The organism is Paraburkholderia sp. BL25I1N1, assembly GCF_003002025.1.
In the GTDB taxonomy this organism is placed as follows: domain Bacteria; phylum Pseudomonadota; class Gammaproteobacteria; order Burkholderiales; family Burkholderiaceae; genus Paraburkholderia.
On record NZ_PVZB01000030.1, the window covers coordinates 89,958 to 107,213 of the forward strand.

General features: G+C 57.5%; 14 protein-coding genes and 1 pseudogene. 7 read left to right on the plus strand and 8 right to left on the minus strand.

Annotation, left to right across the window (positions count from 1 at the left end):
* Positions 1–32: 32 nt before the first annotated feature.
* The 3 genes from B0G73_RS33495 to B0G73_RS33505 all read right to left on the minus strand — a co-directional run bounded on the left by B0G73_RS33495 (position 33) and on the right by B0G73_RS33505 (position 2,965).
* On the minus strand, positions 33–1,301 hold the full coding sequence (locus tag B0G73_RS33495; RefSeq protein ID WP_106285417.1) for an MFS transporter: 1,269 nt from the start codon (positions 1,299–1,301) through the stop codon (positions 33–35).
* A gap of 89 nt (positions 1,302–1,390) precedes the next feature.
* The gene (locus B0G73_RS33500; protein ID WP_219907305.1) at positions 1,391–2,218 is read right to left on the minus strand and encodes a creatininase family protein; all 828 of its coding nucleotides are present in this window, start codon (positions 2,216–2,218) and stop codon (positions 1,391–1,393) included.
* Positions 2,219–2,281: 63 nt separating this feature from the next.
* Positions 2,282–2,965 (minus strand): RraA family protein, encoded by a 684-nt coding sequence (locus B0G73_RS33505; RefSeq protein WP_106285419.1) that lies wholly within the window; start codon positions 2,963–2,965, stop codon positions 2,282–2,284.
* A gap of 606 nt (positions 2,966–3,571) precedes the next feature.
* Between B0G73_RS33505 and B0G73_RS33510 the strand changes: the two genes are divergently transcribed.
* Complete coding sequence (locus B0G73_RS33510) at positions 3,572–4,507, plus strand: LysR family transcriptional regulator (RefSeq protein WP_181196699.1); 936 nt, start codon at positions 3,572–3,574, stop codon at positions 4,505–4,507.
* Between the two features lie 582 nt (positions 4,508–5,089).
* Positions 5,090–5,859, plus strand: a pseudogene (locus B0G73_RS33520) (sulfatase-like hydrolase/transferase); the annotation flags it as partial.
* A gap of 164 nt (positions 5,860–6,023) precedes the next feature.
* On the opposite strand, the gene B0G73_RS33525 reads toward B0G73_RS33520, so the two are convergent.
* Together B0G73_RS33525 and B0G73_RS33530 are read right to left on the minus strand one after the other, a co-directional pair.
* Positions 6,024–6,428 carry a DUF3331 domain-containing protein gene (locus B0G73_RS33525; RefSeq protein WP_258194081.1) on the minus strand — a complete coding sequence of 135 codons (405 nt, stop codon included), beginning with the start codon at positions 6,426–6,428 and terminating at the stop codon, positions 6,024–6,026.
* Between the two features lie 31 nt (positions 6,429–6,459).
* Positions 6,460–7,752 carry an NAD(P)/FAD-dependent oxidoreductase gene (locus tag B0G73_RS33530; protein ID WP_106285421.1) on the minus strand — a complete coding sequence of 431 codons (1,293 nt, stop codon included), beginning with the start codon at positions 7,750–7,752 and terminating at the stop codon, positions 6,460–6,462.
* Positions 7,753–7,886: 134 nt separating this feature from the next.
* On the opposite strand from B0G73_RS33530, the gene B0G73_RS33535 reads away from it, so the two are divergent.
* Both B0G73_RS33535 and B0G73_RS33540 read left to right on the plus strand, forming a co-directional pair.
* Entirely contained in the window at positions 7,887–8,558 is a 672-nt protein-coding gene (locus B0G73_RS33535; RefSeq protein ID WP_106285433.1) for a TetR/AcrR family transcriptional regulator, read from the plus strand.
* 159 nt (positions 8,559–8,717) lie between these two features.
* Complete coding sequence (locus B0G73_RS33540; protein ID WP_258194083.1) at positions 8,718–9,470, plus strand: MFS transporter; 753 nt, start codon at positions 8,718–8,720, stop codon at positions 9,468–9,470.
* 99 nt (positions 9,471–9,569) lie between these two features.
* Here B0G73_RS33540 and B0G73_RS33545 read toward each other — a convergent pair whose 3' ends face one another.
* From B0G73_RS33545 to B0G73_RS33555, 3 genes are all read right to left on the minus strand, one after another.
* Positions 9,570–10,313 carry an SDR family NAD(P)-dependent oxidoreductase gene (locus tag B0G73_RS33545; protein ID WP_106285423.1) on the minus strand — a complete coding sequence of 248 codons (744 nt, stop codon included), beginning with the start codon at positions 10,311–10,313 and terminating at the stop codon, positions 9,570–9,572.
* A gap of 246 nt (positions 10,314–10,559) precedes the next feature.
* Positions 10,560–11,597: an IS630 family transposase gene (locus B0G73_RS33550; RefSeq protein ID WP_181196701.1), complete on the minus strand. Its 1,038-nt coding sequence runs from the start codon at positions 11,595–11,597 to the stop codon at positions 10,560–10,562.
* A gap of 181 nt (positions 11,598–11,778) precedes the next feature.
* Positions 11,779–13,530, minus strand: a complete 1,752-nt coding sequence (locus B0G73_RS33555; RefSeq protein ID WP_106285425.1) for a P-loop NTPase fold protein — start codon at positions 13,528–13,530, stop codon at positions 11,779–11,781.
* A 495-nt stretch (positions 13,531–14,025) separates the two neighbouring features.
* On the opposite strand from B0G73_RS33555, the gene B0G73_RS33560 reads away from it, so the two are divergent.
* The 3 genes from B0G73_RS33560 to B0G73_RS33570 all read left to right on the plus strand — a co-directional run bounded on the left by B0G73_RS33560 (position 14,026) and on the right by B0G73_RS33570 (position 17,161).
* Positions 14,026–14,694 (plus strand): hypothetical protein, encoded by a 669-nt coding sequence (locus B0G73_RS33560; protein ID WP_106285426.1) that lies wholly within the window; start codon positions 14,026–14,028, stop codon positions 14,692–14,694.
* Positions 14,691–16,205, plus strand: coding sequence for a lysozyme inhibitor LprI family protein (locus tag B0G73_RS40740; protein WP_181196702.1), 1,515 nt, complete (start codon positions 14,691–14,693; stop codon positions 16,203–16,205). The genes B0G73_RS33560 and B0G73_RS40740 overlap by 4 nt, the downstream gene beginning before the upstream one ends.
* Before the next feature lie 485 nt (positions 16,206–16,690).
* Positions 16,691–17,161, plus strand: a complete 471-nt coding sequence (locus tag B0G73_RS33570; protein ID WP_258194085.1) for a toll/interleukin-1 receptor domain-containing protein — start codon at positions 16,691–16,693, stop codon at positions 17,159–17,161.
* Positions 17,162–17,256: the final 95 nt, after the last annotated feature.

Here is a 17,256-nt window from a genome sequence, read left to right on the forward strand (position 1 = left end):
TCACACGCGAAGCCAGGATCAACTGAATTTCCTCAATGGCCGACGCTTACCTCCCCCTTTTCGCTGTCGAGCAACGCGCAGCCGGGTGAGGTTGAAGGAGCTTCCTTGCCCGGGCGATCAGGTCGCAGCCAGAGCGCTCCACCAATCAGAGCTGCTGTCACCGCAACGACGGTCACGGGCGTCCAGGACGTGTAATGCTTGTAGAGCATCTCGAACACTACCGGTCCAATGGCGAGACAGCCGTTCCCTGCAAACTGTGTAAATCCCGCTGCAATGCCTGTAGCGCCGGTAATCGTCTGTACACGAGCCCAAGCCAAGATTTGGCAAAGACCCAGTGCGAACATCGATCCGCTCAGAAGCGTCATCCCGACGAAAATGTTGTCCGTCAGTACGCCTGCTGCGAGAAAACCACCGGCTGCCAGTACCCCAACTGCGCGTCCGGGTGCTCCGTAGAGACCAGCTCCCTTGCCTCGACGCTTCAGGTACTTGATGAGCGCCCCCCAGAAAAGCACAGACAGATACAATGCGCCCCAGAGGATTGAGAAAAGCGATCCTGCGGACACAGGTGTGACGTGGTACATCGAAGTCGCAAAGTGCGGGAAAGTAATCAGGAAGAAGCCGTGCTGGACGCACACCGTACCGTAGAACGTTGCAGCCTGAGCGATCTTCCAAATAATGTCTATCTGCCTCAGCTCGCGGAAGCTCAGCTTTTCGGTTACGGACACAACTTCGCGAGTCTTCCCGCGATAGAACACCAGCACGAGCAGCCCAAGCGCGACGCCGACCAGCCCATAAACCGTGAAGCAATACCGCCAACTGGAGTGCTCTACCATCCACGGTGTGAAAGCACCGCTGACGATGACGCCGGTGTAGGCAGCAGCGAGCAGCAGCGCGTTCGCGTCTTCGCGCTCCGTTTCGGGAAAAAGAAGCTTAAGTGCAAGGATACATGCGACCCAGTCGGGGGCCTGCCCGATGCCGAGAAGGATCCGAGCGGCGAAAAATCCCGGCACATGGGTTTGCAGTGCCGTCATAGCCGTCGCAGCGGACCAAAGGAAACATGCGCCCGCGAGAACCCATCGTACGCCTAGCTTCTGAGCGAGCCAGCCCGCAGGTACTTGCATACACGCGTAAACGGCGGTGGAGATGACCAAGATTTCCGACATGAGAACGAAATCAATGCTGAGTTCGTTCTGCACGTAGTGCGCTGTTACGCTCAGCGCGTTGCGGTCAAAGCCGTAAAGGAAATTTAGCGGCATTAGCAACGCAAACAAAATAAACCATCGATTTTGAAGCAACTTCATGATGATTAACGCCTAGCGGGGGTTGTCAATTGGCATCTCATTCCACTTAGCAATGCCCGATGTTTTGCGTGCGCAAGTGCTCGTCTGATTCAGAGCTGCGCTTGCCCGGTCTTCGAGTCTGACCTCCTAGCGACGTGTTTCGCTACTTCCGCTCCGACAGAGACAAGCTTCTCGACTAAGGCCGCTCCAGTTTCCGCAGTACATAGTCGAGGGTCGCCTCCGAGAATGCCGTTCGGGACAGTGTCGTCCCCTTCGAGCGGGACCGTTATCGATCCCTCGCCGATTGCAAGCGTGTCAAAGCCTTTAATCGGCAGTCCCCAGATTGACTCCAGTGAACTCGGCGGCCCGATGAGATCTTCGCGGATAAGTTCTGGGAAGAGATGCATAGTCACACTTGTAAGCGGGTTGCTGCCATGGCCAGACGAAAGTGCCGCTCGCTCCGCCCCTAGAATCTCGGGCAGTACCTGGTAGCCCGTCTTCCAGAGGTAGTAGCTGGGAATGAGGACTCTGCGCTCGTTCCATATCTTTTGCGTAGCCTCGTGGATTGCACTGCAATTTCCTCCGTGGCCGTTCACGATCACAATACGAGTAAGTCCGTGGCGCAGAAGGCAGCTCAGCATGTCATCCACAAGTTTGCGCAGCGTCGACTGGGTGAGCGAGATGCATCCAGGCATGTAACCAAAGAAGTCATTGCCGCCGAATGGCACCACCGGCAACACGTAAGTCTCGGTACCCCCTTCGGTCGCACGTTGAGCAATGAGCTCAGCGACACGATCGGCCGACAGATAATCGCCAACGGGTGCATGGGGGCCTTGATCCTCGAAACTCCCCATAGGAAGAAGCAGGACAGGCTTTCGTTGAGCCGCCGCTTTAATTTCAGTAGCCGTTAATTCCGAAAGTCTATAAGTCTTGGGCACCTTCAGGTCTCCTGGAGAGCAAGCAATGCTCGCGCAAACATTCATGCTGTTATTTACCTTGCTTCAGAAGCCCAGTTGCTGTGCCCGCGCAATGGCTTCGGACGCGCCGCTTACATCGCCCAGGATGGACCTGCCCTCCCGCAGCGACCGCTCCACGACCGCTCCCGTCTCTTGAAGCTCCAAGGCGCGCCGTGCCTCTTTCTCCGCTTCGTCGGGCGGCAGAATCAGAACACCACTATCGTCGGCAAGCACAACATCTCCGGGATTCACGACGACGCCACCAATAGAGACCGGGACGTTCATCCGGCCGCCGAGGTCATACATGCGTGTTGTGATCGACGCGATACCTCGGGCCCAGACTGGGAAGCCGGATTCCTCCAGCTGTGCGAGGTCGGTGCAAGGACCATCAACAATTCCGGCCACTGCGCCAGAAGCTTGGATCCCAGCCGTGACACCGCCGCCCCAGCAGGCGAAGCGGTCGTCTCCGAGCCGATCTACTAAAAGCACGTCGCCCGGACGAAGCATGCCCGCAGCATGATGCAAAAGTGCCGAGTCAGGACCATAAATACCAAGTGTCACAGCGGTTCCGACAATATGCTTGCTTCGCAGCATTGGTCTAATGCCGCGATTGCAAAATCCCCAGAATCGAAAATGACCCACCGTTGCCGTTTCAACCTTTTGAAGCAGCTCACAGACCTCCTTACTGGCCTGATTAGGCATTTCATTGATAACGTATTTCGTGGTCATATCATTTCCAAAAGTTGAAGTCTAATTATCTCGCGGGGTGTTTTATTCCCCAGCCAAATTGGTAGGTTGCTGAAACTACTTTTTAATGTTCCGACCGGGTGGTTCATCGATCCATCTTCTCAATGCATCGCTTTATGACAATAATATTTCTCGACAAAACAATGGTGTCCAATCATTTAATGATATCTATTTCTATAAACTTCTCTTATGAGTGCTGGATCGGCTTCGCCGCCAGCGCCGGCGTCGGCGCCGCGCCTGACCGTGCGATACGCCACGCGGCGCGTGATTCGTTATGCGAACGCCTTCGCCCTGTATCTTCCGGGCGTCGAAGTTATGCTGCGCGCCGCGCTGTAGGACACGGATACCGGCAAGCGGCAGATGCGGTTCGACTACCCTCGAACAGCTCTGCACGTTCTTAGGCTAGCAAATTCGGGGTTTGCACCGGTTACGCCGGTGCGTCATTCCCGTTACGCTGGCGGGCTAACGGATTTTTGGCACGCTAGGATATTGAGACTCGGCGACGGCTTTGCGGTCTCTAGGGAGCGGCATGTGGCGTCTGGGCCATCTATTCGTGCGACGGGTTCGCGAGTCAGCACAGGAATTTTAGTGAACACGACTTTTCTTGAGACGTTGGTCTGGCTTACCAGGCTCAAAAGCTTCAGTCGCACCGCGGAAAAGCTGAACACGAGTCAGCCGTCGGTCTCCAATCGAATCAATAAGTTGGAGGAGCTGCTGGACATCCGGCTCTACGACCGTGGCGCTCGCCAATTTGAGCTGACCCCTGCGGGGCGCAGGATTCTCCGGCACGCTGAAGCGATCGTGTCGCTCTCTTCAGAACTGCGCGAGCTCGCGGCGAGCGATGAATCTGAGGATATTCACATCAGGATTGGGGTTATTGAGGTGGCGACGATGTCTTGGTTGCCGAGCTACATCGAAGCAATAGCGAAATCGTTTCCAAAAGCTTCCTTCCAATTTGGAACGGGTACTTCCAAGGATCTGCTTGGGCAGTTAAAGCGGGACGAAGTTGACTTGATTTTTGTGTCCGGGCCTCTCAATGAGCCAAATATCGGCACATCAGAAGTCTGTAGAATGAGGATGTCATGGTTCGCGAATCCAACTATATTTGATTGCGATCGGAGCTTCGATATAAGCGAACTCGCGGACTTGCCCGTAATACTTTCTCGACCTGAAAGCTCAGGTTATACATCTATAGTCGACTACTTTCGATCGTGCGGAATTTCTCACGTCCCTCAAAGGCATAATAGAATAACTTTAGATTGCGTCTATTCAGTGAGCACGGCTCGAGAACTTGCTGTGTCGGGTTTGGGCATTATAGCCCTCCCAACCTTTTTGATGGAGAAAGACGTCAAATCTGGGGCAGTAGCCGTACTGCAAGTGAAGCAAACTCTCCCGCCCTTCGAGCTTGTGGTCGCTTATAAGAAACCCATGATCAAATCAGCTATTGGTCATCTCATCGAGATCGCTAACGACTGCGTGGCGCAATACTCGTCAGCACGCGAATCAAAAGATATGTGGCGCTAGCTCAGTTGGCTCACTACCAGCAGCCTGCGTGCTCGATGAGGCGCCGGATCATGGGCGTCTGTTTCCAGCGTCATCGATCTGGCCGCTTTGCGAGCGCGGTCGCGGCGACCGTCGTGCGGGCATCCATGCGATGAGCAAGTGGTTTTGGCGGAAACATGGTGATAACTAGATTGCGCTCGCGCGAGGAGTTCGTCCATTAACGCGCCGCATCTATCGATCCAAGGGCCCGAAGCAGGCGAAGCGGAGCAAGTCGTGCTCAATGTCGGACGCACTGCCGAACTTGCTTTCGGCCCCCGCAGCCTGATGCGCGGGAGCAGCGATGGGGTTGATGCTGATGAAAGGAACCGTGTTCGCCATCGCAGTGCGGATGTACTTCTATCTGCGCACACTTGTTGTCGCGTGGCTCATGGCCGCAGCCGCAACATGACCTGCGATTCGGTGTGTCCGCGCGCGCCTTGCGTCGCTACAGTCTCAATGGCGTTCGATGCCTCGGATTCAACGTTTCTCCCCCTGGCATCATGACCCGTGTGAGGGTATTTCTCAAAGTCGTTCAATTTTTTCTGCAATTACGCCGCAGCCAATGAAAAATCGACGGAGTTCATTCAACGGAATGCTGGCGCGGCGAAGCCGTTTTTTTCTATACCTTCCTCTGGTCCATCTTCCATTTCCCGACCTTACCGCGTAAGGACTTCGATGGTTTGACCGGAATGGGTGAGTTTGCCGACTCGCTTGCAGAGATGGACTTCCAGGTTGGCCAGATTGTCGATGAGATTGATGCGCTAGGTCTCGCAGAAGACACCCCTTACCTTTTGCAGCGACAACGGCGCCGAGTTTCGCGCGCCTTATCGCGGCACGGCCGGTCCATGGACGGGTACCTACCGCACGGCGATGGAAGGTAGTTTGCGAGTGCCTTTCATTGCCCGGTGGCCGAGAAAAATCCCGCTGGATGTCAACAACCAGACCGTGCACGTGGTCGATTTCCTGCCAACGATTGCTGAAGTCATCGGTGGCAAGCTTCCAGACGATCGGCCAATCGATGGCGTCACGCAGATCGATTTCCTCACAGGCAGGAAGACAACGTCCGACCGCGAGGGCTTCCTTTTCTAGATCAAGGACGAACTACGCGCGATAAGTGGCGCGACTGGAAGCTGCATTTCGTCTGGGAACCGTACGTCAATGCAGATGGGAACAAACTGGAATCGCCGTTTTGTTTCACCTCGTTCAGCACCCCAAAGAAGAAACCGACATTCTGGTGCGGAACACATGGGTGCTTGGACCGGTGCTGAAGATGGTCAAGCAATTCAAAGGAAAGTGTTAAAGCATATCCGAACACAGCACCTTGGGGAGGCTGACTGACACCTCCGCAGTCAAGCCTCGATTAATCCAAATTTCTTATCGGACTTTCCATGTTTTCCGACATTCCACCTCATGCCGGTGATCCCATTCTCGGTCTGCTCAAAACGTTTCGCACGAACCCACGCCCGGACAAATAAACACCGAAACACGCCTGCCAAAACTAGCAACATGGATCGTTAAAGGCGAGCTCGACTACTGTTGCAAGCATCATGGCAGTCGCGTTGGCGGGAGGCGGCTCGACCTTTGAGGGGCGGTAGATCGCATCGCCCGCGGCAATGCGCTGTCCGCTCAAGGCGCACAGACCCGATCGTTTTGCGGTAGCAAGGCGCCAAACCTGTTCGCCGTACTTGCAACCGCGGGGGTCGCTCCACGATACGGTGGCCGTTCGTGGACTGGGTCGATCGAGCAACGTGATCGCGACGTCGCCATTCCTTGCCGGCAGACGGCTCGATCCGTGCGAATCGACTATCTGCCTGACTTGAGCCGTCAATTGGCGCGCGCACCCCGCATCGAGTTGGCCGACAGTGCGCTGCCATGCAGTGTCAGCCGACAGGTATTGATCCATGGCAGTACTCCCGTCAGAAGCGAGGTGGCGTTCAGCTCAGTCGTATCTTCGGCTGCACGAAGCCGTTAATTCGCTCGGCAGTCCACAGCATCATGGCCTTACCGAAACCGTGCAAAGCCTGCTGATGTTGTCGATAGAGCATGGCGTGACTGAGCTGCGCGAATCGGCCCTTGATAAACCCGCCGCGGAAGAATCCGAACTGCCCGAGCGTCCCAAAAGCGTTATAGTCGCTCAGCGACACGAGCGCGCCGAAGTCGTGAAATGCAAAGTCGGGCAATGATCCCCCGCCGAGCCAGTCCGGCAAGTGCTTCGCGAGGTGTTGTGCCTGTTGCGTGGCGACTTGCGCCGTGGGTGCGAGAGGACGTTCATTGCCAGCGAGCGTCAACGTCGAGCAGTCGCCGAGGGCGAATAGTGTGTCGTCGTCCTGTGCCTGCAGGGTTGGTCTGACGATGATCTGATTGGAACGATTGCTCTTGATCCCATCCAGTTTGCCTAGAAAATCAGAGGCCTTGACGCCCGCCGCCCATACCATCAAATCGGCCGGTTGCTTGCTGCCGTCGCCCAACCGGAGTCCATCGGGTTCGGCGGCGGTCACTCGCGTGCCCGTTCGTACCGAGAAGCCGATATGCCGTAACTGTGCCTCGCTCGACTCCGACACCGCCGGCGGAAATGCCGCCAGTACGCGCGGTGCGCTTTCATAAAGGGTGAGGTTCAGTCGTGAGCGGATGCCGGGGTCGCCGTAACTCGACGCCAATTCGAGCAGGCGGCTCAATTCCGCTGCCAGTTCGACGCCGGTCGCTCCGGCGCCGACGATAGACACGCGCAACGGGCTATTCGTCACAACGCTCTGGAATATGCGGATTCGCAATGCTTCGTTGAAGACTTCAGCCTGTGCCTGGCTGTCAATGAAATGGCAATGATCAAGTACGCCTGGTGTGCCGAAGTCGTTGGCGCGGCTGCCTAGCGCAAGAATCAGCACATCGTATTCGACCGTGCGCGGCCCGATCACGACCTTTCCCGACGGCGAACGCAGCGCAGCCAGCTTCACGATGCGCGCATTGCGGTCCAGGCCTTCCATTTCGCCTGGTTGATAGTTGAAGCCGTGGTCGCGGGCGTGGGCAAGATAGATGACCTGCTGTTGCTGGACATCGCGAGTGCCGGCCGCGATGGTGTGCAGCATAGGCTTCCAGATATGGGTTGCACTTTTGTCGATCAACGTGACCTCGGCGCGGCCGCCGCGGCCAAGCGTGTTGCCCAGCCTGGTCGTGAGCAGAAGTCCAGCAATCCCGCCGCCGACGATGACAATCCGGGTGGTCTGGCGCATGGTCAAATATTCTACAAATGATGAATAAATGAGATACTAAGGTTTTGATGGGTTCGTGTCAAACCGATGCCGCTGCCATTCGCGGCGCGGCACCCGTTAAAATTCTGAGCTTTCCAACCGATCTATCGTCGCCGATGAAACACCATAACGATCAAGTCCCGTGTCCCGCGACGACTCCCACGCCGCGTCGGTCGCGCGGCCGTCCAGCGTGCAGCGACGCGGATGGCGCCGACGCATTGCTCCGCAGTGCCCGAGGGGCGTTCGCGAGGAGCGGCTATGAGGCGACGAGCGTGCGCGAAATCGCCAGGGCGTCAGGTGTCGACCCCGCGCTGGTTGCCCATCACTACGGCTCGAAGGAAGCGCTGTGGATCGCCGTGGTGGACCAAATCGCCGACGAAGCGGCTCCCATGGTCGCGAAGACCGCCGCCTTGCGGGAGATTTCAGGTCTAGGCCCGCGAGCGCGCGTCGAGGGCGCCGTGTCGGTCCTGATCGACCAGGTGTTTCTGACGCCAGACGTTGGCATGTTTTTTTCGACTGCAGCAACCGAAACTGGAGAGCGCCTCAACCTGCTGATCGAGCGTGTGGTACGGCCGTTTCATGACGTGCTTGTGCCGTTGCTCATCGATGCGATCGACGCAGGTGAGATTACGCGGCAGGATCCCGACATCATGTTCATGATGCTCGCCAATGGCATCAGCAAAACCGTCGCCTATAGCCATGTGCTAAGTCCGTTCTCCTCCATGCCACAGCGCGCAAGGGATTTCAAGCGTGCCGTTCTTACAAGTGCTTTAGCCATGCTTGGCTGAACCGCTGCGACCCGGACGCCGCTCTTACAAATGTGCCGTAAAGCCGTCCCTCCAGACGTGCAGAAACCACCTTCCGCGGATGTCGCTGCGTGCGGTGTAGCTGAGAGCACAGAGGGACGCTGCGCATCGCATGCTGCCGTGTTCGCAGCGGACAACCAGATGCTAAACATGGGAACGGCGATCGGCCCCATAGTCGGCGGACTGGCGGCCCTGATCGATGCCCGTTTCGCCTTCGCGGGAAGCGCACTTTTATTTGGCGTGCTGGGTGCGACTATGTCCCGATCAACAGTCGGATTATCCGAGACAGCGGATCGCCGTGCCGTCCTGGTCAATCTGCGCGCAGCTGCGACTAACCGCGATCTTTGGCGCCTGATCGTGGTTTCTTTTCCCTGGTTCTTTCTCTTCCCGCAGCTTTATGTCGCGTTTCCGTTGCATGCCGGGCGTCTCGCGGGTCCGAACGCAGCATCAGCTGTCTATGTTGTGAACGGCGTTATCGGACTGGTATTCATGCTGGTCGCGAAGCGCTGGCTTGTCCGGATGAACCCGGCCATCTCAACGATGTATGCCTATTTGGCTGCTGCGATCGCCTTCACCAGCGTGGCCGCATTCGATGACCTCGCATGGTTTCTGTTATTCATCGCCGGATATACGGTCATCGAGACAGTGATGCTTCCGGCACTGGAAACGATGACCGGCTCGCTAGCGGTTGACGGAAGTCAGGCCACATCCTTCGGCGCGTTGAGTGCTACAGGGGCATTGAGTGGCGCAGCGGGTTACTACGCCGGAAGCTGGCTGATCCTCAACGCTACGTCGCTCGAAACGTGGGCGACGTTTGGAAGTGTTGCTGCGGTGGGCTTCGCGGGAGCCGCACTGATTCTTCCGAAAACTATCCGTCGAACTTCGATGCTCTAAAAGTAGAGGCACTGCGCTGGATGTCAACGATTTTGCTGCCTCGGTCGAATGTCCCAAATTGGCCCGAGTTCGGAAACTCGAACCCAGGACATCGATTTGTTACGTGAGATTCAACCCACCATCCGATAGCAGAATTTCTCCAGTTAGATAGTCCGAAGCGACCAGCATCGCGACCGCCTGTGCAATGTCTTCGGGACTAGCTGACCGCCGCATTGGGGCTCTTGTTTTCCAAAGCTCCTGCGCCTGCGTCCAGTCTGCGGTCAATGGTGTATCCACTAGCCCGGGGGCAACAGCATTCACCCGGATATCGGGCGCAAGTGATAGCGCCAGCAGGCGAGTCATGTGGTTCAGTGCAGCCTTCGTGGCCGCATAAGGGATTGACGCGCCCTTTGGCCGGACGCCCGCGTGCGAGCTGATATTGATCACGCTACCCGGGCGGCCCCGTTGAGCTGCATCGCGTAATGCAGTTTCCGCTTCGGCTATCAAGCGAAACGGAGCAACCACATTGACTTCGTGCAGGTCCGACCACACAGTTGGCGTGGCCGCAGCCAAATCCGCATGTGGGATAACACGGCTGATTCCCGCATTGTTGACTAGAACGTCGAGTCGCCCCCACGCGGCGACAGCCTCGCGGATAAGCCGTACCCTGTCCGCATCGTCGGTTAAGTCGGCCTGTACGTAAATTGCCGAGCCGAGTTCACGAGCCAACGCTTGCCCTATTTCCGCCGAACTACGCGAATGCAAGACGACTGAGAAGCCATCGCTTGCGAGCCGCCGAGCGATGGCAGCACCAATGCCGGAAGTCGAGCCGGTGATAAGCGCGACAGGGGATGCAGTTTTCATGGTTGTCAACGTCGATGAGGGCGCGATCTGGTGTTCGTTCGCCGATTGTCTACGATGTAGGCGCCTATGTCGAACGTCTCAAATTGGCCGCACACGGTCCCACGCGCCATGCGGTCATTCCGACGTGTGCGTCGGGCGAAATCAACTTGAGTAGCCGGCTCAGCATCCTATTAATGTGAGACGGCTGACCGCCGAGCATGTTTTTCAGCAAATGCCAGTGCAGAGCGAGCCCTGACGCCGGATTACTCATAGGTCAGAAACATAGCGGACAGACGGATGTCTGAAGAAGGAGCGCACGAGCGTTGGGTTCCGTCCAATTTGTGCAAGCTGCTCGTGAATTCGCGGCCCCAGCTTTTCACCTTTTTGCAAAGGGCGTCGCGCGACTCCGGTGCGCTTGACGTGACTCCACACCAGTTCATCAGGATTGAGGTCGGGCGCGTAACCCGGCAGGAAGTGCAAGGTCAGTTTGCCCCGGGTGCTTGCGACGTAGTCCTTGACGACAGCTTTCTTGTGCGCGGGCAATCCGTCGACAATCAGATGAACTGCCTTGCGGCGATTGAACATCAGCTTCCTGAGCAACGTCACGAACAGCTCGCCGGTAAGCCCACCCTCGTATGTTGCAAACCAGAAGGCCCCTTTCGAGTTGACGGCGGACGCCGCGCTCATGCTTTGCCTCTGGCCCGGACGTTCAACGACTGGCGTTTCGCCGCGTTGCGCCCAGGTCCTGCCATGCACCGAGTCAGCCCGAAAGCCCGACTCGTCCCAGAAGAAGATGTCGGCATTTTCCTCGCGGGCCTGTCTGGCAATGGCCGGATACGTATCGCGCTGCCAGCGCTCGATCGCCTCCGGATCTCGTTGGTAAGCGCGCTGCAATGGCTTTTGCGGCGTCAGGTTCAAGCGTGCCAGTATCGCGCCAATGGATGCCAGGCTCAACGTGACATCGAAGTCTCGCCGCACCAGTTCGCGAACAAGGTTGCGCGTCCACAGGCCGAAGTCAAATCCATACTGCATTGGATTCTTGCCATTGATCCAGCGCAGCACCTGCTGTTCCTGTGCAGGCGTGAGCTTGCGAGGACGGCCCGTGCCTTTGGTCGAGAGCAGCAGCACACGCACGCCACGGCCGCGACCGCTCGCTTGAGCCCGGATCTTGTATGCCCACGAGCGATGCATCGCAAACGATGCCGCAACATCCTTCGGATGCTCTCCCTCGGCCATGCGTTGAACCGCCAGGATGCGCATCTCTTCAAGCGTATTGTGAGCCAGGCTCCGGCCGTCTCGTTTCATGAGCAATCCTGTCAGTAACTCTCGCTCAAGCATAGACCATATGTCCGCTAAATTCCTGACTTATGAGTAACGCTCACCTTTTCAAGCCGTGGCGTCATCCAACTCAAATGCGTATCTCTGCCGTTGCCACCGTCTAACCGAGACCTGAGCACCTAACATTGCTCGAAGTATCGAGGGCTGCTTAAGGCTGCTCGGCGTCGTCAGCCGGCTGACCTGGTTGTGCAGGTTCAAGCTCGATGGCCAGCGCCGTCGTGGCAAACAATCTTTTCATCAGCTTGGCCAGTCGCGCTGATTCAGGGCTCTGGTCGCTCGCAATCGCTCGGCACGCCTCCATGAAGCGGTCCGTCGCGTGACCGAAGTGCGGATCGTAGGCGCCTCGCTGGAGTCGCATCTGGATCATGCGGCGCATAAATTTCGGCAAGTCGTCGATGCCCATCTCTCGGATGGCCGACTCAAAATCGTCGGCCGTCGCCCGCTTCATGGCTATTTCTTGCAAAGTGCCCCAACCGCTGTGTTCGATGATGTAATTGCAGGCCTCTACCACGGTCGCCTGAGCCTGTTGTTGCGAGACGACGGCGTCGAACGTGGCTTGAATGTCAGGATGTAAGGAGTTGCCAAACGGGTTGTCGTCGTCCGGGGCGGGGCCTCCACGAGCCCTGAACGCCGCATTCCAAGCATGGATCACCTGCTCGGCCAAGCGCTGTCCGCCATCCAATTCGCTCAGCACGCCGTGGAGCTCCGTAGCGACATAGGGATCGAGCTGGCCTGCGACGGCGGGGAAACCGGTGGCTTCGGCAATGAGATCCGTATCGGTTGCCCGGTGGTCCCAGATTGCCTTCTTGATGAACATGCGGGCATTTTGGCGAGCCTCGATGGTTTGCGCCTCGCCGATGTAACGCTCGATGATAGCCTGGACCTTTTCACTTTCGAAAAGGCCGGATTCCAGGAACTCCACGAGCACCTTCTCGAAGTCGTCGCAGCTGTTGATGCCGAGTTCGCTCATGAGCATCCGCCAACGGTCTTCGCGCTTTTCTTCTTCGGTGGGCTCGTCCTCTTTGTCGCGGAGGAACGTGGACCAGTTCGGGTTTCCGACGTTTAAAGCGAACTGGAAGTCGGGACCGTCCTCAAGTCCCCGGTAATGAATAGCTCCGAAGAGAACGATCGAGGGCACAACTCGCGCTTGAATCGGATCGCTCAGATCCCTATTTGCGAGAATCTGATTGGCTGCCCGAATCACCTTCCCAATAATCCGAATGTTCGTGAGGCCACACGCGATGATGGCTAGTTTTAGCGTTGCCTCAAATTTGGGCGAGGCCACGAGCTTGATCGCGATGGCGAACGCTTCATCCGGCGTCGTCGAGAGTTTAATCTCCTGGTCGATCACTTTCTCTCGAAACGTGCTCCAAAGCGTCCGCTGCTCGCCCTCTGTCGCAAGCTGGTCGTCGTTGAGAACGAGAACGAACCGCGCCTCGAACTCCTTGGAATATTCGTCGATGAAACCAAGGATCTCGTCGATCCCGAGCTTCGCGTGCTTGCGTTCGATGTCGTCAATGACGATCACCCTCTCCCTCAAAGCGAGTGGCGCGACGAGCAGCAAGTTGAGGTCGTTGATGGCTGCGAGCGCCTTGTAATGGGTAGCCGCAGCTTGCACCCCGCTCTTGAACAGGTTCTTGACGATCTCAAGCTTGCCGCCGCCGACCGCCGCGTCGGGCAAAGCGCCCTCCATCAGCTTGCGTTTGACTTGGTCAATACTCGACAGGCCGAACAGCGATACGTATAGCGCCTTCTTGACCTTCACGTCTTTGGACTCCGTCTTGACCTCGTTCCAAAGATGGGTCTTGCCCGTTCCCCACCTGCCCGACAAAGCGATGACTTTGTTGTCGGCGTTTCCGAGCACTTCGATTAGTTGTTTCTTGGTTTTCTCAAGCGACATGGCGCTCCTCCGTCGACTTCTGGAGGCCGCATGCCAACGTCGGCTACGGCTCACCGGGTAAGCTCGTCGGCATTATCGCAGTGCAGGCGGGTATCCAGTCCAAAATGAGCGAACGACTCACCTCGGCCCGAAACGGCCATGCAAACGCTCGCGCTGGCTGGCAGCTCTTTGCCGCACTGCGTCGTTCACGGAAGCGCAGATGTAATGATCGCGTGCAACGCGCGCTTCATGCCGATGATATACCGCGACCCTAGACCTGACATTGATGCTTGCCCGTCCAAACTTTGGGGCGAATTGACACGCAATAAGTGTTCGAGCATTTTCACCAAACACTTTAGGGCAACGTTGCAATCGCATTATTCCAAAATCCAACGGGACTCGAATACGACTTGTCTGAAAACGTTGTTTTTGCCACAAACAAGTAGCTTGCGTATATTATTGTCGCCAGCGAAATTCGCTAAAAAAAATTAAACGCAAAAATCGGGGGTTAAGACCATGAGTATGGTAGAAGGCTTTGAGCGCAAGGCTCTGTTTAACATCACGCGAGCCGTTGCCCTCGTTTGCGTCACAGTGTTCCTCTTGGGCATCGTGGCAGCAGCGTTATATGGGACGTCCGTCTGGAAGGAAACCGTCGACACGAAGGTAACACCACAGGAAATCGTCGACCCGCTCAAGCCGGCAAAGGCGGCGCGAACCGATCCTAGCCAGCCCCAAGGCGCCCAACCTCCGGCAAACACCGGACCCGCAGAAAGTCCGCTCGCCGGCTTCAAGATTCCTTTCTCCCTGCAGAAGTACGCTTCCGGTGATAACGCGCAGGTAATCCGCAACCACCTGAATGACGTCCCCGAAGCCGATCGACAGCAATACCTCGACGAGCTCGGCGCAGTGGTAGCAGCAGCAGAGGCGAGCAAGGTTGCCCCGATTGACGCCATCAACGCGTACATGCACACCAAGAGCGAGCGCTACACGGCCGCCGCCGCGAAGACAGCGGAGAAATGGGGAACTCTCAAGCTGGTTGCAGAGGTTGCCGCTGGCGGGCTGCTTCTTGTCGCGCTCTTCAGTCTCGTTCTGGTTTTGCTAGCCATTGAGCGAAACACTCGCCACATGCGCAAAGCCGAAGTGCAAACCATCCGCACGGCCAGCGAACAGGTGGTTGAAGCATGAGTGCTCTAGCACGCGTAAGGCGCTACGGGGCAAGCGCCCTGTTTGTCTGGGCAGCGCTCGCACTCGCCGCTTGCGGGAAAAACAGCAGCACGGGCGGCGAGACCTCGTCGGCCAAGCAGTTTCCCGGATTCCAGCAAGTAGGGCAGTCAGGTGATGCCGCACAACTCTGGTTCAATCCTGCCAGCATTTCCCGCAGTGGCAGTGGCTATGTCGTCGAGACCCTCAAGTCATTCCCGCAGGGTTACGCCCGGTTTAGCGTGGTGACCAATTGTCGTGACTCCATTCTCCGGCGGGCGGGCACGCAGTATGGCGCCGATGGTACGGCACAACAGACCTACCCGGGCAACGATGCGGCCGTGTCTGCCAAGTCCGAGCCGGGTATGAGCGAACTCATGAGCGCGGCATGTTCGATTGCGATGGCGTCTCGCGCAATCGGCGGCGAGTTCAACATCCCTGCCGCCCTCGAGCTGCTGTATGGGCCGTACGACTACAGTTCGAAGACCGCATCCTGGCAGGATGCCGTCATACCGCCTGACCTGCCGTGGCGGGACAACCTGCAGGCGGCTACTGACAAGGCGCTGCTGGTTTCTGGTGTTGCCACGTTTGACTTCTCTGAAGACGGCAAAAAGAAAAAGGTGCTCGTCACAAATGCGGTGCCCGAGGGCGGTGGCTGCCACGCGTGCACCGGCTTGCTGGGTGTAGCCGTCTTCGTCAAGGACGGCGACAAATGGACGGTTGACTCAAACCACCCGTACGTAGCGTCGATGGGCGAGTCGGGTTCGGTGGGTAGCGGCTTCGAATGGGTTCCCTCCGGCGACAACAGTTACGCTCTAGTCGTGAATGGTGAGGATGGTCATCAGGGCTATCAGACAGTGACGACTACGGTCTTCGTGCGAGCGAAAGACGGTTCGCTCTCGCAAGCCGTCGACGATGGTGATACAGCCGTCTCGGAACAGGAACTGCTCTCGGCGCAAACGAGCCTCGTAAAGGGCAAGAATGCTGCCCACTACGATGTCAAGGTCGCGTTGACGTATCAGATTCCAAGCCAGGCAACATATGTCGCGGAGCACGTCTACCAATTTGTCAATGGCAAGTACGTTGCGGTGAAAAAGGATGGGCCACCCAAATACGTTCAGTCCAATGACGGCACGTCGGCCAATTCTAGCCAGAGCACCGACGTTACGGCACCAGCCATGTCGAGCACGTCCGGATCGCTGCAACCGCCGACCACCTACGCCACGAGCTTCGACTGCACGAAGGCTCGATCGGACGCTGAGCATCTGATATGTGGCGACCCCGAACTGGCAAACGCCGACATTCAGCTGGCTGCCGTCTTCCTGCGAGCGAAAGCTGCGGTCACGGATCAGGCCGCATTTCGTGAGCGAGTTCGCCAGCAGTGGAACTATCGTGAGCAAAGCTGCCACGACAAGGAGTGTCTGATGCGCTGGTATGTGGGCCAGAAAATCGCGTTGTCCCAGATCGCGCAGACGGGGCGCGTGACCACAAACTGAAAACTGCGCACGAACCCTCGTCCGGCGAGTCACTGCCAATCCGGCGCCATCCCCCTCTCATCCTGGCGGAATGGCGTCGGAGATGCGACCGGTGAAGGCAGCTAACCGCTGCTTTGCTGATTGATAAGAATTGCATCCGATATCTCCGATCGGCATCGGATACAGCTTCATTCAGTGACCGCTTCCGTTACAGTACATATCGGTAGGGCCATCACGACAAGGGAGATAGCACAGCAATGGCACGATGCACAGCACCAGTTCGAGGGCACCAGTCGGCAGCCGCGCAGGCAGCCTGCCCTGCATGTGGTTCTCGTTATGGCGGGTACCGCAGCAGCTGTGGCAGCGGGTACGGCGGTGGATATGGCTCGTCCTCTTATTCTGGCGGCGGGAACAGCTACAGCAGCGGTGGCAGGTCCAGCGGAGGCGGCAGTTCAAGGCCGCGCTGGTCGAGTGCCGATTCTTCCGTTTCGTACACACCTGCTCAGGTGGCGTCACTCACACCGGTCCGCGAGGCTGTAGAAAAAGAAGCTGCGGCGAAGCCGGACCTTCGCGATTGCTTCCTCTGCCACGCCTGGGATGACAGGCAGGGCGCCGCCAAGGAACTGCACGATTTGCTCGAGGCAGTTGGTGTCAAGGTTTGGTTTAGTGAGAAGGACCTCGGCCTTGGCGTGCCAATGATGCGGGCCATCGATAGAGGCTTAGCGGCCTCGAAAATTGGGCTCGTTCTGGTGACCCCTGCGTTGTTGGCACGTCTTCCGAAAGAGGGCGTCGCTGACAAAGAGCTTTCGACTCTGCTGCAGGGTAACCGTCTCGTGCCCATCGTGCACGGCACCACGTACACTGCGCTCCGCGATGTCAGTCCCATGCTTGCTTCTCGAAGCGGACTTGACACGTCGGAAGACACGATGGCGGCGGTCGCAACGAAAATTGCCGAGCTGGTCGCCATCTGGAACTGAGGACGTGTCAGAAATCTTGTGTGCTGAGGCCGGTTAGAAATCTCAGTTGATGGCGCTGGTGAACCGCTCGCCGAACAGAATGGCGAACTGATTGA

Coding starts and splice junctions, on each gene's coding strand:
- B0G73_RS33495 (WP_106285417.1), bottom strand. CDS start 1,301: ATGAAGTTGCTTCAAAATCGATGGTTTATTTTGTTTGCGTTGCTAATG.
- B0G73_RS33505 (WP_106285419.1), bottom strand. CDS start 2,965: ATGACCACGAAATACGTTATCAATGAAATGCCTAATCAGGCCAGTAAG.
- B0G73_RS33525 (WP_258194081.1), bottom strand. CDS start 6,428: ATGGATCAATACCTGTCGGCTGACACTGCATGGCAGCGCACTGTCGGC.
- B0G73_RS33530 (WP_106285421.1), bottom strand. CDS start 7,752: ATGCGCCAGACCACCCGGATTGTCATCGTCGGCGGCGGGATTGCTGGA.
- B0G73_RS33535 (WP_106285433.1), top strand. CDS start 7,887: ATGAAACACCATAACGATCAAGTCCCGTGTCCCGCGACGACTCCCACG.
- B0G73_RS33540 (WP_258194083.1), top strand. CDS start 8,718: ATGCTAAACATGGGAACGGCGATCGGCCCCATAGTCGGCGGACTGGCG.
- B0G73_RS33545 (WP_106285423.1), bottom strand. CDS start 10,313: ATGAAAACTGCATCCCCTGTCGCGCTTATCACCGGCTCGACTTCCGGC.
- B0G73_RS33550 (WP_181196701.1), bottom strand. CDS start 11,597: ATGAAACGAGACGGCCGGAGCCTGGCTCACAATACGCTTGAAGAGATG.
- B0G73_RS33555 (WP_106285425.1), bottom strand. CDS start 13,530: ATGTCGCTTGAGAAAACCAAGAAACAACTAATCGAAGTGCTCGGAAAC.
- B0G73_RS33560 (WP_106285426.1), top strand. CDS start 14,026: ATGAGTATGGTAGAAGGCTTTGAGCGCAAGGCTCTGTTTAACATCACG.
- B0G73_RS40740 (WP_181196702.1), top strand. CDS start 14,691: ATGAGTGCTCTAGCACGCGTAAGGCGCTACGGGGCAAGCGCCCTGTTT.